At 72.0% G+C, this 14,833-nt stretch carries 13 protein-coding genes and 1 pseudogene; 6 read left to right on the forward strand and 8 right to left on the reverse strand.

The genetic code is table 11. The annotated features are described in order from the left end of the window. Positions 1-150: 150 nt before the first annotated feature. Positions 151-378, forward strand: coding sequence for a hypothetical protein (locus ACGFK0_RS22250; protein WP_392907461.1), 228 nt, complete (start codon positions 151-153; stop codon positions 376-378). Between the two features lie 15 nt (positions 379-393). Here the strand turns inward: ACGFK0_RS22250 and ACGFK0_RS22255 are convergent, their stop codons facing one another. Next, positions 394-2,013, reverse strand: coding sequence for a peptide chain release factor 3 (locus ACGFK0_RS22255; RefSeq protein ID WP_392907618.1), 1,620 nt, complete (start codon positions 2,011-2,013; stop codon positions 394-396). A gap of 124 nt (positions 2,014-2,137) precedes the next feature. On the opposite strand from ACGFK0_RS22255, the gene ACGFK0_RS22260 reads away from it, so the two are divergent. The 3 genes from ACGFK0_RS22260 to ACGFK0_RS22270 all read left to right on the forward strand — a co-directional run bounded on the left by ACGFK0_RS22260 (position 2,138) and on the right by ACGFK0_RS22270 (position 3,916). Then, positions 2,138-2,860, forward strand: a complete 723-nt coding sequence (locus ACGFK0_RS22260) for a spermidine synthase (RefSeq protein ID WP_392907463.1) — start codon at positions 2,138-2,140, stop codon at positions 2,858-2,860. Between the two features lie 90 nt (positions 2,861-2,950). Further along, positions 2,951-3,349, forward strand: a complete 399-nt coding sequence (locus tag ACGFK0_RS22265; RefSeq protein WP_392907465.1) for a MerR family transcriptional regulator — start codon at positions 2,951-2,953, stop codon at positions 3,347-3,349. A 126-nt stretch (positions 3,350-3,475) separates the two neighbouring features. Further along, positions 3,476-3,916, forward strand: a complete 441-nt coding sequence (locus ACGFK0_RS22270; RefSeq protein WP_392907467.1) for a Fur family transcriptional regulator — start codon at positions 3,476-3,478, stop codon at positions 3,914-3,916. A 58-nt stretch (positions 3,917-3,974) separates the two neighbouring features. Here ACGFK0_RS22270 and katG read toward each other — a convergent pair whose 3' ends face one another. The 4 genes and pseudogenes from katG to nhaA all read right to left on the reverse strand — a co-directional run bounded on the left by katG (position 3,975) and on the right by nhaA (position 9,138). Beyond that, on the reverse strand, positions 3,975-6,200 hold the full coding sequence (gene katG / locus ACGFK0_RS22275; RefSeq protein WP_392907469.1) for a catalase/peroxidase HPI: 2,226 nt from the start codon (positions 6,198-6,200) through the stop codon (positions 3,975-3,977). A gap of 39 nt (positions 6,201-6,239) precedes the next feature. Further along, a pseudogene (locus ACGFK0_RS22280) lies at positions 6,240-6,377 on the reverse strand (transcriptional repressor); the annotation flags it as partial. Positions 6,378-6,539: 162 nt separating this feature from the next. Beyond that, positions 6,540-7,187, reverse strand: coding sequence for a lytic polysaccharide monooxygenase (locus ACGFK0_RS22285; protein ID WP_392907472.1), 648 nt, complete (start codon positions 7,185-7,187; stop codon positions 6,540-6,542). 145 nt (positions 7,188-7,332) lie between these two features. Further along, a complete protein-coding gene (gene nhaA / locus ACGFK0_RS22290; RefSeq protein ID WP_392907474.1) occupies positions 7,333-9,138 on the reverse strand; it encodes a Na+/H+ antiporter NhaA in 1,806 nt (601 codons plus the stop codon). A 215-nt stretch (positions 9,139-9,353) separates the two neighbouring features. Between nhaA and ACGFK0_RS22295 the strand changes: the two genes are divergently transcribed. Then, a complete protein-coding gene (locus tag ACGFK0_RS22295) occupies positions 9,354-10,472 on the forward strand; it encodes a class I tRNA ligase family protein (RefSeq protein WP_392907476.1) in 1,119 nt (372 codons plus the stop codon). Here the strand turns inward: ACGFK0_RS22295 and ACGFK0_RS22300 are convergent. After that, positions 10,447-10,962, reverse strand: coding sequence for a cyclic nucleotide-binding domain-containing protein (locus ACGFK0_RS22300; protein ID WP_392907478.1), 516 nt, complete (start codon positions 10,960-10,962; stop codon positions 10,447-10,449). The genes ACGFK0_RS22295 and ACGFK0_RS22300 overlap by 26 nt on opposite strands. A 167-nt stretch (positions 10,963-11,129) precedes the next feature. Between ACGFK0_RS22300 and ACGFK0_RS22305 the strand changes: the two genes are divergently transcribed. Beyond that, complete coding sequence (locus ACGFK0_RS22305; protein WP_392907481.1) at positions 11,130-11,555, forward strand: hypothetical protein; 426 nt, start codon at positions 11,130-11,132, stop codon at positions 11,553-11,555. Here ACGFK0_RS22305 and cydC read toward each other — a convergent pair. Both cydC and cydD read right to left on the reverse strand, forming a co-directional pair. Beyond that, positions 11,552-13,219 carry a thiol reductant ABC exporter subunit CydC gene (gene cydC / locus ACGFK0_RS22310; RefSeq protein ID WP_392907483.1) on the reverse strand — a complete coding sequence of 556 codons (1,668 nt, stop codon included), beginning with the start codon at positions 13,217-13,219 and terminating at the stop codon, positions 11,552-11,554. The two genes, ACGFK0_RS22305 and cydC, sit on opposite strands and share 4 nt — an antisense overlap. Beyond that, entirely contained in the window at positions 13,216-14,826 is a 1,611-nt protein-coding gene (cydD, locus tag ACGFK0_RS22315; RefSeq protein ID WP_392907486.1) for a thiol reductant ABC exporter subunit CydD, read from the reverse strand. The genes cydC and cydD overlap by 4 nt, the downstream gene beginning before the upstream one ends. Positions 14,827-14,833 lie beyond the last annotated feature (7 nt).

The raw sequence follows: 14,833 nt of genomic DNA on the forward strand, positions 1-14,833 counted from the left end.
TCCTCCCGCGCGCGGGCGTCCCGGCGGGCGTTGGGTCACCCCCGCCTCCGCACCCTCTTTTAACGTGAGAGTAGTGTGCCGTCGGAGTGGCCGGTGCTGCCCCGCCCCGCCATGCGGCAGCGGGCGGGTCCGGCCGACACGAGAGGGATCATGCCGACCTACCGAATCCAGCAACAGGAAGGCGCCCCGCAGACGGTGCGGGCGCTCCGTCTCCGGACGGACGACGAGCAGATCTACTTCGAAGACCGGGTGAAGGGCGACTGGCAGCCCGTCCTCGAACTGCGCCTCGACGACGTGGAACAGGTACAGCGCCGCCTCAACGAGAACAACGGCGCATGGATCTGGGTGACCGAGCACGTGCGGCGCATGGCGAAGTGACCCTCCGCCGGCGGGTCAGTCGGGGACGCCCGCGGCGAGCATCGGGGTGAGGGTGAGGCCGGGGTGTTCGCGTTCGATGGCGCGCAGGCGCCATTTGTCGACGAACACCGCGATGAGTGAGCCGTCCAGGGTGCGGGTGAGGACTTCCACGCCGCGTCGTCCGGCGAGGGTCTCGGCGGACTCCTTGTCGGTGATGCGGGCGGTGGAGTAGTCCAGCCGGTTCAGGTCGACGGGTGCGTTGAACTCGTCGGCCATCCGGGCGGTGACGACGTCGAACTGCAGCGGCCCGACGGCGGCCAGCACCGGTGCCTGGTCGCCGCGCAGGTCGCTGCGCAGCACCTGGACGACGCCCTCGCTGTCGAGCTGGTCGACGCCGCGGCGGAACTGCTTGGCGCGGCTGTTGTCGGTCACCCGCATCACCATGAAGTACTCCGGGGCGAACGCCGGGATCGGCGGGAACGACACCGGGGTCTTGGCGTACAGGGTGTCGCCCACGGTCAGTCCGGACGCGTTCGGCAGCCCGATCACGTCGCCCGGGTAGGCCGCGTCGAGGGTGGAGCGGTCGCGCCCGAAGATCGTCTGGGCGTACTTGGTCGCCAGTGGGCGCCCGGTGGGGGCGTGGGTCAGCGACATGCCGCGTTCGAAGCGGCCCGAGCACACCCGGATGAAGGCCAGCCGGTCGCGGTGGGCCTTGTCCATGCCCGCCTGCACCTTGAACACCTGCCCGGAGAACGGCGCCGACACCGGACGCTCGGTTCCGTCGGCGTCCGCGCGCGCCGACGGCGCGGGCGCCAGCCGGCACACCGCCTCCAGCAGCTCCGCCACGCCGAAGTTGGGCAGCGCGGCGCCGAACAGCACCGGCGTGCAGATCCCGGCGGCGAACGCGTCGGCGTCCAGGACGGCGCCGATCTCGTCCAGCAGCGCCAGCTCCTCGTTCGCGGTCTCCCACGCCGGGCCTTCCTCGGCGGCGGCCTGCTCGGCGGGGACGTGTTCGGCGATCGCGCGGGTCGCGCCGCCGGGCGTGCGCCTGAACCGGGTGAACGAGCCGCCGGCGCGGTCGATCAGCCCGCGGAAGTCTCCCGCTACGCCGACCGGCCAGTTCAGCGGGGCCGGACGCAGCCCGATGCGCTGCTCGACCTCGTCCAGCAGCTCCAGGGGTTCGCGGCCGGGACGGTCCCACTTGTTGACGAAGGTGATGACGGGGATGCCGCGGTGCCGGCACACGTCGAACAGCTTCAGCGTCTGCGCCTCCAGGCCCTTGGCCGAGTCGAGCAGCATGATCGCCCCGTCCACCGCCGCCAGCACCCGGTAGGTGTCCTCGGAGAAGTCCGCGTGGCCGGGGGTGTCCAGCAGGTTCAGCAGCGCGTCACCGAACTCGAACCGCAGCACCGAGGAGGTGATCGAGATGCCCCGGGACCGCTCGATGTCCATCCAGTCCGACCGCACGCCCCGCCGCCCGGCCTTGCCGTGCACCGCACCGGCATGCTCGATCGCCGCCGCGTGCAGGGCGAGGGCCTCGGTCAGCGTCGACTTGCCCGCGTCCGGGTGACTGATCACCGCGAACGTCCGCCGCCGCGCCGCCTCCGCCGCCACGTCCTGCGGTGTGCCCGTCCCGCCGCTCACCGCGAACGGCAATCGTGTCTGCTCTGCATCCGCCCACCATCCGAGGACCGTCTCCGTCAACCTAACCTTACGTTAAGGTATCTTGTGCACGGTCGGTTCCAGAGCGTGCTCGCCGGCTACGAAGAACGGGACCGCGATGGGCGCATTGTTCGAGGAACTCGACTGGCGTCCGACGCCCATGGGCGCCATCAGCCTACGGCGGCGCCGGGACCCGTCCCTCCGCATCGACGTCTACGAGATCAAACTCGATGACGACTTCCTCATGTCGAGCCTGTGGACGGCCGGTGAGATCGAGCTCGCCCGGCTCGGCCTGGCCGCGGCGGAGGGCACCGGCCTCAATGTCGCCGTCGGGGGCCTCGGGCTCGGCTACACCGCCGATGCCGCCCTGGACGAGCCGCGGGTCCGTTCGCTCGTCGTGGTGGAGACGCTCGCCGAAGTGATCGACTGGCACCGCGCGAAGCTGGTGCCGCTCGGGGAGCGGCTGACGACCGACGACCGCTGCCGGCTGGTACAGGGCGACTTCTTCGCCATGGCCTCGTCGGAGACGGGGCTCGACCCGCGGACGCCCGGCGGCCGCTTCCATGCCGTCCTGCTCGACATCGACCATTCGCCGAGCCATCTCCTCGCCACCGGCCACGCCTCCTTCTACCGCCCCGGGCCGCTGGGCCGGCTCGCCGCGCGGATCCACCCCGGCGGCGTCTTCGCGCTGTGGTCGAACGACCCCCCGGACGATGCGTTCACGGCCGTCCTCGGCGAGGTCTTCGCCGAGGTCACGGCGCATGTCGTCGAGTTTCCCAACCACGTCCAGGGCGGCACCGCGGCCAACACCGTGTACGTCGCGCGCACGCACCCGCGCTGAGAACGGGACCGCCGCGAAGATGGCAAGCTTGACCGACGGTATGGATCATCCGCCTCCGGCGGGACGGCCGGCGGTGCGAGGAGGACCCTGATGGACGGCAGGCACATGCAGATCGGCGAGGTCGCCGACCGGACCGGCCTGAGCCTGCGCACCATCCGCCACTACGAGGAGGTCGGGCTCGCCCTCCCCACGGCGCGCTCCCAAGGCGGTTTCCGGCTCTACACCGACGACGACGTCACCCGCCTCCTGGTCGTCAAGCGGATGAAGCCGCTCGACTTCACCCTCGAAGAGATGCGCGACCTGCTGGACATCCTGGACCGGCTCCAGTCCGCCGACACCGGCGGAGCCACCCGCAACGACCTCACCAAACGCCTCGCCGTCTACCGCTCGCTGGTCGAGGAGCGCTGCGAGAAGATCCGCACCCGCCTCGCCGACGCCGAGCAGTTCTCCGCCGAACTCTCGGCGGAACTGCGCAAGCACCGCCCATAGCCGGTTCCGGCCGGGCGGCTTGTCCGGACGTCGCAGCCCGCCCAGAAAATCCGGTATGGACCTGCCACTAGACTTGTGTCATTCGTTGTCTCAAGTAGGTCGCGTTTGTGAAGGTAGGTCACCGCCATGACCGCATCCCAGCCCCCGACGACGACCGCCGAGGAGCTGCGCGGTGCCGGCCTGCGGGTGACGGCCGCCCGCGTCGCCCTGCTGGAGACCGTCCGGGACGGTGACCACCTCGACGTCGAGGCGATCGCCTCCGGGGTGCGCGACCGCGTGGGCCACATCTCCCTCCAGGCCGTGTACGAGGCCCTGCACGCGCTCACCGCGGCCAGGCTCGTGCGGCGCCTCGAACCCGGCGACAGCCCCGCCAGGTTCGAGGGACGGGTCGGCGACAACCATCACCACCTGGTGTGCCGGAGCTGCGGCGCGGTCAAGGACGTCGACTGCGCCGTGGGGCACCCGCCCTGCCTCGACCCGGTGGACGACGCGGGTTACCTGGTCGACGAGGCCGACGTCACCTTCTGGGGCCTGTGCCCGCAGTGCCGCCCGGCGACGACGAGCTGAACACCACCCGAGCCAGTACGCCCGGGCCGGCCCGTGCAGGCCGGCCCGGGCGCCGGGATCAGGCGAGGTCGAACCGGTCGAGGTTCATCACCTTGTCCCACGCCGCGACGAAGTCGCGCACGAACTTCTCCCGCGCGTCGTCGGCGGCGTAGACCTCCGCGATCGCGCGCAGCTCCGAGTTCGACCCGAAGACGAGGTCGACGCGGCTGCCGGTCCACCTGACCGCACCCGAGGCGTCGCGGCCCTCGAAGGTCTCCGCCTCCTCGGACGTCGGCTTCCACGTCGTGCCCATGTCGAGCAGGTTCACGAAGAAGTCGTTCGTCAGCGACCCGGGGCTGTCGGTGAGGATGCCGAGCGACGACGACTGCCGGTGGTTCGCGCCCATGGCCCTGAGGCCGCCGACGAGGACCGTCATCTCGGGTGCGCTCAACGTGAGCAGGTTCGCCCGGTCGATCAGCGAGTACTCGGCCGGCAGCGGGCTGGCCTTCCCGAGGTAGTTGCGGAACCCGTCGGAGGTCGGCTCCATCTCGGCGAAGGACTCCACGTCGGTCTGCTCCTGCGACGCGTCCGTCCGGCCCGGGGTGAAGGGGACCTCGATGTCGTGACCGGCGGTCTTGGCGGCCTGCTCGACGGCGGCGCATCCGCCGAGGACGATCAGGTCGGCGAGCGAGACCCGCTTGCCGCCGGTCTGGGCCGAGTCGAAGGACTCCTTGACGCCCTCCAGGGCGCGCAGGACTCTTTCCAGCTCGTCGGGCTGGTTGACCTCCCAGCCGTTCTGCGGTTCGAGGCGGATGCGCGCGCCGTTGGCGCCGCCGCGCATGTCGGTGCCCCGGTACGTCGCGGCCGACGCCCACGCGGTCGACACGAGCTGGGAGACCGACAACCCGGAGGCGAGGATCTGGGCCTTGAGGGCGGCGATGTCGCCGGCGTCGACGAGCTCGTGCGTCCGCTCGGGAACGGGGTCCTGCCACACCAGCGTCTCGTCCGGAACCTCCGGCCCGAGGTAGCGCGCCACCGGGCCCATGTCGCGGTGGGTCAGCTTGAACCACGCGCGGGCGAAGGCGTCCGCGAACGCGTCGGGGTCGTCCTTGAAGCGCCGCGAGATCGGCTCGTAGACCGGGTCGAACCGGAGCGACAGGTCGGTCGTCAGCATCGTGGGGGCGTGGCTCTTGGACGGGTCGTGCGGGTCGGGGACGGTACCGGCCCCGGCGCCGTCCTTCGGCCGGTACTGCCAGGCGCCGGCGGGGCTCTTGAACAGCTCCCACTCGTAGCCGAACAGGATCTCGAAGAAGCTGTTGTCCCACGTGGTCGGGGTGTCGGTCCAGATGCCCTCAAGGCCGCTGATGATCGCGTCCCCGCCCTTGCCGGTGCCGAAGGTGCTCTTCCAGCCTAGGCCCATCTCTTCGAGGGGGGCGCCCTCGGGCTCGGGGCCGACGTGGTCGGCCGGGCCCGCGCCGTGCGTCTTGCCGAACGTGTGCCCGCCGGCGATCAGGGCGACGGTCTCCTCGTCGTTCATCGCCATGCGGCGGAACGTCTCGCGGATGTCGCGGGCCGCGGCGACCGGGTCCGGGTTGCCGTTGGGGCCCTCCGGGTTGACGTAGATGAGCCCCATCTGGACCGCGCCCAGCGGGTTCTCGAGGTCGCGGTCGCCGCTGTAGCGCCGGTCGTCGAGCCAGGTGGTCTCGGGGCCCCAGTAGACGTCCTCCTCGGGCTCGTAGACGTCCTCGCGGCCACCGGCGAAGCCGAACGTCGTGAAGCCCATCGTCTCCAGGGCGACGTTGCCGGTCAGGATGAACAGGTCGGCCCACGAGATCTGCCGGCCGTACTTCTTCTTGACCGGCCACAGCAGCCGGCGGGCCTTGTCGAGGCCTCCGTTGTCGGGCCAGCTGTTGAGGGGCGCGAAGCGCTGCTGGCCGGACCCGGCGCCGCCGCGGCCGTCGCTGACGCGGTAGGTGCCGGCGCTGTGCCACGCCATCCGGACCATGAACGGGCCGTAGTTGCCGAAGTCCGCGGGCCACCAGTCCTGCGAGGTGGTGAGGATCTCGGCGATGTCCCGCTTCACGGCGGGAAGGTCGAGGCTCGTGAACGCCTCGGCGTAGTCGAAGTCCTCGTCCATGGGGTTCGACACGTCGGGGTTCTTGGCGAGGAGCTTCAGGTTGAGCCGGTTCGGCCACCAGCCGCGATTGCCGCCGCCCTGGGTGGGGTGCGGGGCGCGCTCGTGGACGACCGGACAGCGGCCTTCGGCGTTCGTCTCGTTGACGGCCGACTCTTGGTTTTCCGACATGGGGATCCTCCCAGGCAATGCATGCCGAGTCAGGAACTAGGCCTGGTGGGACACCTTCGGGAGCCCCCGGCGCACGACCCCGATGATCGAGTCGGTGTCGGCGTGCGGATGCGCGTGGACCGCGCTCAGCACCTCCGCACGGGGACGGGTCACGCGCAGAGCGGCCCCGCGCGGCATCTGCCGGTGGTCCGAGGGCGTTGCCACGTCCGACAGACTGGCTCAGTATCTGGAACCAGTCAAGAATTGGGAGCCGTCAAGCTTGGCCGGTTCGCCGCGGAAAAGTCGTCCCGCCGGACGCGGCGCGGCGTCCGGCGGGACGGGGATCGTGAGGCGGGGGGACTAGCGGAAGTTCACATCGCTGCAGATGTAGTACACCTGGTCCATGTGCGACGCCTGCCAGATCGTGAAGACGACGTGGCGGCCGCTGCGACCGGGTGCGTTGATGTCGCTGATGACGTAGTTGTTGCTGGAGCCGTAGCGTCCGGTTTCGCGGACCAGCTCCAGGTCGCTCCAGCGCAGCGGCTGGTTCAGGCCGTCGTAGCCCTGGCGGGTGACGTAGACGCGGAAGTAGTCCGCGCCGTGGCTGGCCTGGTCGTACAGGTTGATCGTGAAGTCGGTGCCGATGTCGGTCATCTTCCACGCGCCCACGGCGTCCATGGACCGGTAGCGCCCGCCCTCGGCGTGGCCGCCGCTGCACAGCTGCCCGTCGGGCACCGCGGCCTGGTGGTCACCGCCGACGTTGTTCTGGTAGAGCCCGTTCCAGTTCCACATGGCGTTGGGGTTGTCCTGCCATGCCTGCCAGCACATCGCGTCGAGCTGCTGCATCTCGGGGTTCAGGTGGTCGTCGCCCCAACGGTCCCAGCAGCCGTAGTTGCGGGACGCGGGGTCGATGACCGATCCGTGCGCCGAGGCCGTGTCGACCCAGAAGAGCGGGACGAGCACGGCCGCGAACAGGATGGTCGCGGCACGCCGTATTCGGTGGTGCATGTGCGAGGTCTCCGTTCCGGTTGCGGGGGTATGGCCGGATTGGGAGCGCTCCCGGACAGAGGCTAACTCCGATCCGGACGATCCGTCATCCGGCCCGTGAAAGCTTTCACGCCGGGCCCGCTAGCAGTCCGTCCCAGCCGGCCCTTCACCCGGCAGATGGCCCGCCGGCGGCGGATTCCCGGAGTCTCCGGGCGAGGGTTTCCGCGTCGTACGGGCCGGTGTGGCGGCGTTCTCCGACGAAGAAGGTGGGTGTGCCGCGTGCTCCGCTGGCCTCGGCGCTGGTGACGTCCGCCCGGATCCGGGCGGACGTGCTCTCGTCGTCGAGGTCCCGGAGGAACATCTCGACGTCCAGCCCGAGGTCGGCGGCGTAGCCGGCGACGTCCTCGTACTGGAGTTCGTCCTGGTGCTCGAACAGGAGGTCGTGCATCTCCCAGAACCGTCCCTGCGCGTCGGCGGCGACGGCCGCGTGGGCGGCGAGTTCGGCGTAGGGGTGCACGTCCGGGAGGGGCAGGTGCCGGAAGACGTACCGCAGGTCATCGCCGAAGCGCTCCTGCAATTCGTCCGCGACCCCCGTGGAGCGGGCGCAGAACGGGCATTCGAAGTCGCCGTACTCCACCAGGGTGAGCGGTGCGTCGTGCGGACCTCTGATGTGGTCCACTTCCGGGTCCACCGGCCGGTCGAGGAACCGCGGCAGATCCGCCTGGTCTTGGCCGCGCAAAACCGCGGCGGCGTGGAACACGAGCCACCCGAGGGCGGTCGCGAGCACCACCGCCAGCAGCACGCCGACGGTCGCCTGGTCGCGGGTCGTCTCGTCATCGAAGGCCAGGCGGACGATCAGCAGCGAGACGGTGAACCCGATGCCGGACAGGGCCGCGCCGCCGAACACGTGCTCCAGGCTGACCCCCTGGGGCAGCCTCCCGAGGCCGAAGCGTGTGCCGAGGACGGTGCTGAGCCCGACTCCCAGGGGTTTGCCCAGCACAAGACCGATGATCACCGCCCAGGTGACCGGTGAGGTGAGCGCGTCGCCGAGAAGACCGCCGCGGAGATCGACGCCGGCGTTCGCCAGCGCGAACACCGGGACGATGAAGTAGCTGCTCCAGGGGTGCAGCGTCGTCTGCAGCCGCTCGTTGACCGACACCGCGCGCTGCAGCCCTATCCGGGCCGTCATCCCCACGTCCGCCATGGGGGACTGCCGGAAGGCGCGGAAACTCCGGGCCGCCTTCTCGACCGCTTCCCTCACGGGCCTGTGCGCGGGGACGAGGAGACCGCCGAGCATCCCCGCGATGGACGCGTGCAGGCCCGCCTGGATCGTGGCGAGCCACAGCGCCAGGACGGCGACGACATACGGCGCCGCACGCCAGACACCCCGCCGGCTCAGCAGCACCGCCACCCCGCAGAGGACGAACATGGCGAGGAGTGGCAGTACGCGGACGGTCTCCGAATAGACGAACCCGATCACGCTCACGGCCACGATGTCGTCGATGACGGTGAGCGCCAGCAGGAAGATGCGCAGCTGCGTCGCGAACGTGGGACCGACGACGGCGAGAGCGCCCAGCATGAACGCCGTGTCGGTGCCGATGACGATGGCCCAGCCGTTCGCGGCCTCTCCCCCGGGCGCGACCAGCAGGTACAGGAGCGCGGGAACCAGCATTCCGCCGACGCCGCCCACGACCGGGAGGACGACGCGGCGGGGTTCCCTGAGTTCACCGACGGACAACTCGTACCGGACCTCCAGGCCGATCACGAAGAAGAACAGGGCCATCAGGCCGTCGCTGACCCAGTGCCCCAGGTCCATCGACAGCTCGGCGCCCCCGAGCGACATGGACGCCTCCGTCGCCCACAGGGACTCGTACTGGTCCGACCATGGGGAGTTGGCCCAGAGCAGAGCGGCCACGACGGCCACCAGCAGCAGGGCCGAGCCGCCCACCTCCGTCGCCAGGAACCGCTGCACAGGCCCGGAAAGCTGAGCGAGAAGCGCCTGCCTCCTGGCCCGCGTCTGAGAACCGGCCCGCTTCCTCGTCCACATCACCGGTCCGTCATACCGGATCCAGAGCACCGATACGCAATCAGCACGCCCAGGTGGGCCCGCGCCCGGCGGTGTGGCGGTGCCTTTCCGGCGGGCCCGAATAAGAGATCTTTTCGGCGGGTCTGGGTAAGAGGTCTCTCGTGGATCTCAACGCACCGGACCGCACCCTCCGGATCGGCGGCCGCCCGCTGCCGGTCGTCGGCCCCGCCCGGATGTACGTCTGCGGGATCACCCCGTACGACGCGACCCATCTCGGTCACGCGCGGACGTTCGTCTGGGCCGATGTCGCCGCCCGCGTCCTGCGCCATGCAGGGGGTGACGTGCGCGTATGCCGCAACGTCACCGACGTCGACGACGTACTGAACCAGGCCGCCGACCGTGCCGGCAGCCCGTACGACAGCTTCGCCGCCGTCCAGCAGTTCTACTTCGAACGCGACCTGGAGGCCCTCGGCGTCCATACCGTCGACCACCAGCCACGCGCGCACAACTACATCAGGGAGGTCGTCGCGCTCGCGCAGGGGCTCCTCGCGTCCGGCCACGCCTACATCCGGGACGGAGGGGTCTACTTCCGCGGCGCCGACGTCCCGGGGCGCGCGGGGCTCGGCGATCAGGAGGCGCGGGAGCTGCTGGCCGAGTACGGCGACGAACCCGAGGATCCCGGCAAGGAGCATCCGTTCGACATCGCCCTCTGGCGGCCCTCGAACTCCGGGGAACCCGCCTGGCCCAGCCCCTGGGGCTCGGGACGGCCCGGCTGGCACGCCGAATGCACCGCGATGGCCATGACGACGTTCGGGCCGGCCCTGGACCTGCACTCCGGCGGCGCCGACCTGCGGTTCCCCCACCACGCCTACGAGGCCGCACTGGCCGAGGCGCTGACCGGCGTCCGGCCGTTCTCCCGCGCCTGGCTGCACGTGGGCATGGTTCGCGTGGACGGCGTCAAGATGGCCAAGTCCACCGGCAACCTGGTCCTCGTCTCCGAGCTGATCCACGACCACCCGGCCGCGGCGATCCGGCTCATGCTCATCACCGCCCCCTGGCGGGAGGAGTGGGACTACACCGCCGGGACCCTCGACTCCGCGACGGCACGCCTGGACGCGCTCCATCTCGGCGCGGGCCGCCGCGCGTCGTCGGACGCGGCGGAGGCGGCCGCGACCCGCGCTCTGCTCGACGATCTCGACGTGCCGGCCGCGCTCGCCATCGCCGAGGAGGAGGGCGGCCGCACCGCCCGCCTGGTCATGCGGGTCCTGGCGCTCGGTTAGCCGCCCCTGCCCCGGCCTCGGCCTCGGCGGAGAGCCCGACGAGCCGTGTCCGGGTCGCCTCAAGGCGGTCCACGACCAGTTCGGCGACGCGGCGTGTCAGCTCGTACCCGAGCGACGGGTCGACCGCGCAGAACGTCCGGACGAGCCGCGCGTCGAACTCGATGGCCCGGACGGGCGTGCAGGTGACTCCCCCGAACCGCCACCGGTAGGGGCGGAACATCCATGACCAGCCCAGCACGGAACCCGGGCCGTAGGTGTCGATGACGACCGTCCCGCGGCCGGGAACGTCGGCGTCCACGGCGACGGTCCCGTCCTGGACGAGCCAGAACCGCTCCGCCGGGGCGCCCTCGTCGAAGATGCGCCGTCCCGCCGGTATCTCGATGGACCGGGCCGCCGTCGCCAGCCTGCGCAGGTCGGCGCTCCGCATGCCGCTCAGGAACGGTTCACGCGCGAGATCCGTCCCGTCGTAACCGACGGCCACATGGGTCATGACGTCCTCCTTCTCATCGGCCACCTTCCATGAGACCCGCCGGCGTGGCCTGCACCACAGGGCCGAACGGCCCTTTCGCGTGCGGACCTCTGCCCCCAGAGGCGCTCGCGGTACTCGCCGCCAGGATGGGTAGGCATCACAGGTCACCTGGTCAAACGGGAGTTGTGATGCCTTCAGAACCCAATGGCGAGCGCTTCGGCTTCGCCTTCGACCGCCCTTTGCCGCGCCCGCTGCGGATGCTGGGGATCCGGCCGGAAACGTGCTACCTGCTGATCACCACGTCCAGGCTGGACGTCCGTTTCGGGCGCTGGTCGGTGCGGACCGCCTTGGACAATGTGGCCGGTGCCGAGGTCACCGGCCCCTTCTCCGCCTGGAAGGTGCTCGGTGTGCACCTGTCGGCCGCCGACCGCGGGCTCACCTTCGGCACCGGCACCGAACAGGGTGTGTGCATCCGGTTCCACCGTCCCGTCCCCGGCGCGGAGCCGACCGGCCTGCTGCGCCACCCGGGGCTGACGCTCACCCTCGCCGATTCCCCCGCGGCGGCGCGGCGGCTGCAGGAGATCGCGTCCGCTCTGCACCCGGTGCAGGTCTAGGCGGGTTCGGGAGACGATCGCGGTCCCGGAAGGTGGACGATCTGGTCGACCGCGCCGGGGGACGGGGGCGTGTGCGTGATCAGCAGGACGCCGGTGCCGGGACCGATGTCCAGGACATCGGTGAGCAGGTCGTCGGCGGTGCCGGGATCAAGGTGGGCGGTGGGTTCGTCCAGGACGATGATGCGGGCGCCGACGAGGAAGGCGCGGGCGAGCGCGATCCGCTGGCGCTGGCCGCCCGAGACGCGGTCGCCGTGCTCGCCCACGTGGGTGTCCAGGCCGTCCGGGAGCGTGGCGATCCAGTCCCAGACGCGGGCGCGGCGCAGCGCGTCGATGATCTCCGGTTCGGTGGCGTCGGGCCTGGCGAGGCCCACGTTGGCGCGGATCGTGGTCGCGAACAGGTGGGCGTGCTGGTCCACCAGAGCGATCACCCGCCGGACGTCGTCCTGGGCGTAGGCGCGCAGGTCGTGGCCGTCGAGGGTGATGCGGCCCTCGTCGGGGTCGCGGAAACGGACGAGCAGGTGGGCCAGGGTGCTCTTGCCGCTGCCGCTCGGGCCGAGCAGCGCGACACGCCGTCCGGGGCGCAGGTCCAGGTCGATCCCGTCCAGGACCCAGGGTGAGCCGGGGGCGTAGCGGGCGCGCACGGCACGGCATCGCAGCAGGTCGCCGCGCGGGGCCGCGAGGGGGCGCCGGGGGTCGGAGGCGGGCGGGTCGGGGGCGGTCAGCGCGGTGAGGCGGGTGGCGGCGTCGTGCGCGGCCAGCAGGTCGCGGGCGGTGTCGGGCAGCGGCCGGACGGCCTCGAACGCGGCCATGGCGATCAGCCCGAGGGCGGCGAGCAGGACACCGGGAAGGACGCCCCGGCGGGCGGCGTGCAGGCCGGCGGTGAGGACGGCGAGCGTCGTGGCGGCGGTGAGGAGCGTCACCGCCGCCGAGGTGAACCCGGCGGTGAGCGCGTCACGGCGGCTGATGCGGGCCAGCGTGGTGTCGGCGGCGCCGATGCGGGCGAGCTGGTCGTCGGCCTGGTCGAAGGCGACCAGGTCGGGGGCGGCGTGCAGGAGTTCGACGGTCTCGGCGTTGAGCGCGGCGCGGGCCGCGCTCTGGCGGCGGGCGGCGGCGCGGGTCAGCGCGACGGACGCGGCGGGCAGGACGAGCGCGGCGGGCAGCAGCCCGAGCGCCAGCCAGATCCCGGCGGCGGGCAGCAGCCACCCGGCGGCCGCGACCGAGCCGGCGCCGACGGTGAGTGCGATCAGCGGCGGGGCGAGGCCGCGCAGGTAGAGGTGCTGCATGGCTTCGACATCGGCGACGAATCCGCTGAGCAGTTCCCCGCTCCGGGTGCCGGGCACGCCGGCCGGGACGAGAGGTTCCAGCCGGGTGAACCAGCGGACGCGCAACGCGCGCAGCAGCCGCAGGCTCGCGTCGTGGGAGATGAGGCGTTCGGCGTAGCGGAACACGGCGCGCGACAGACTGAGGGCGCGAACCGCGGTGATCGTCACGGCGAGCGCGAGGACCTCCGGACGCTGCGCGGCACGCGAGATGAGGTAGCCGGAGGCACCCATCAGCGCGACGGCCGAGCCGAAGGCGAGCGCGCCGCAGAGGGTCGAGACGGCGAACCGGTGTGCGGCGGGACGGGCCGCCGCGACCATCGCCGGCAGCGGACGCCCGGTCACGTGCGGATCTCCGCGCCGGCGAGGTCGATCACCTGGTCGGCGGTGTCGGCGAGCCGCCGGTCGTGCGTCGCGACGACCACGGTGCGGCCGGTCACGCCGTTGATCGCGTCGATGACGCCCCGGGCGGTGGCCGCGTCGAGGTGGGCGGTGGGCTCGTCCAGCAGCAGGAGCGGCGCGGGCCGGGCCAGCGCCCGTGCCAGGGCGAGGCGACGCAGTTCGCCGGCGGAGAGCCCGGTGCCGGCCTCGCCGACCGTGCGGTGCAGCAGGCAGGACGCCCCGGCCAGTTCCGCCGCCGCGACCGGGCTCAGGTCGCCGGGCTCGGCGGGGGTGATGGCGGCGAGCGCCGGGCCGGGACGCAGCCGGGGGCGCTGCGGCAGCCAGGCGGCCAGCCGCCGCCACCGGTACGGGTCGAACTCGGCCAGGTCGGTCCCGTCCACGGTGATGAGCCCGAAGGACGGCTCGATGAAGCGCATGAGCAGCGCCAGCAGGGTGCTCTTGCCCGCGCCGCTGTCTCCGACGAGGACGGTCCGTTCCCCTGGGCGTATCTCCAGGGTCATCTCCTCCAGCACGGGCGGGCCGTCGTCGTAACCGGCGGTGACGCCCTCCAGGCGGACGACCCCGAACCGGGCCGTGCGGGGACGGGCCGGTGTGGACGCGGCGGGCGCAAGCGCGAGCAGGCCGGACAGCCGCCGCGACGCCGTCAGCCCGTCGGCGCCCGCGTGGTACTCCGCGGTGAGCCCGCGCAGCGGCCCGTACAGTTCGGGGGCGAGGACGAGGACCGCCAGGCCGGTGTGCAGCGCCAGGTCCCCGGCGACCAGCCGGAGCCCGATCCCGACCGCGACCACCGCCGTGCCGAGCGTGGCGGCCAGCTCCAGGACCATCGCGGACAGGAACGCGACCCGCAGGACCTTCATCGTCTCCCGCCGGTAGCGCTCGGTGGTGGCGGCGATGGTGGCGGCCTGGGCGCGTCCCCGGCGGTAGGCGCGCAGCGTGGTCAGCCCGTTGACGACGTCGAGGAAGTGCCCGCTCATCCGGGCCAGGGCCAGCCACCGCGCCCGCGTCCTGGCCTGGGTGGACCGCCCGATCAGCGCCCCGAACAGCGGGATCAGCGGCAGCGTCACCAGCATGAGCAGCGCCGACAGGGCGTCCTGGGACGCCACCCACAGCAGGATCGCGGACGGCGCCAGCACCGCGGTCGCCAGCTGCGGAAGGAACCGGGAGACGTAGGTCTCCAGCGCCTCGACGCCGCCGGTGGCGGCGGTCACGACCTCGCCGGACCGCACACTGCCCGGACGCGCCCGCAGCAGATGGCGTAGCACCCGGCCGCGCAGCTCACCGGTCATCCGGGACGCCGAGGTTCGCGCGAAGGCGTCCGCCGTCCAGCCGGTCGCGGCGCGTGCGACGCCGACGCCTCCGAACGCCAGCAGCGCCGCGAGCAGGTCCGGGACGTCCCGGTGCTGGAGGAAACCGGAGGCGACGATGTGGGCGAACAGGATCGCCTGGACGATGGTGAGGGCCGCCGAGCAGGCGGCGAGCAGTCCCGCCGTCACCGTGAACCGGCGGATGCCGGGCACATGCGACGGCAGCCACGGGTCGGTCGCGCGCATCCGGTGG

This window comes from Spirillospora sp. NPDC048823 (genome assembly GCF_043198445.1).
In the GTDB taxonomy this organism is placed as follows: Bacteria; Actinomycetota; Actinomycetes; order Streptosporangiales; family Streptosporangiaceae; genus Spirillospora.

Excerpts from the sequence above, each read along its gene's own strand:
- ACGFK0_RS22305 (WP_392907481.1), top strand. The coding sequence starts at position 11,130 with ATGCCTTCAGAACCCAATGGCGAGCGCTTCGGCTTCGCCTTCGACCGC.
- katG (WP_392907469.1), bottom strand. The coding sequence starts at position 6,200 with ATGTCGGAAAACCAAGAGTCGGCCGTCAACGAGACGAACGCCGAAGGC.
- ACGFK0_RS22260 (WP_392907463.1), top strand. The coding sequence starts at position 2,138 with ATGGGCGCATTGTTCGAGGAACTCGACTGGCGTCCGACGCCCATGGGC.
- ACGFK0_RS22300 (WP_392907478.1), bottom strand. The coding sequence starts at position 10,962 with ATGACCCATGTGGCCGTCGGTTACGACGGGACGGATCTCGCGCGTGAA.
- cydD (WP_392907486.1), bottom strand. The coding sequence starts at position 14,826 with ATGCGCGCGACCGACCCGTGGCTGCCGTCGCATGTGCCCGGCATCCGC.
- ACGFK0_RS22265 (WP_392907465.1), top strand. The coding sequence starts at position 2,951 with ATGGACGGCAGGCACATGCAGATCGGCGAGGTCGCCGACCGGACCGGC.
- ACGFK0_RS22270 (WP_392907467.1), top strand. The coding sequence starts at position 3,476 with ATGACCGCATCCCAGCCCCCGACGACGACCGCCGAGGAGCTGCGCGGT.
- ACGFK0_RS22250 (WP_392907461.1), top strand. The coding sequence starts at position 151 with ATGCCGACCTACCGAATCCAGCAACAGGAAGGCGCCCCGCAGACGGTG.
- ACGFK0_RS22285 (WP_392907472.1), bottom strand. The coding sequence starts at position 7,187 with ATGCACCACCGAATACGGCGTGCCGCGACCATCCTGTTCGCGGCCGTG.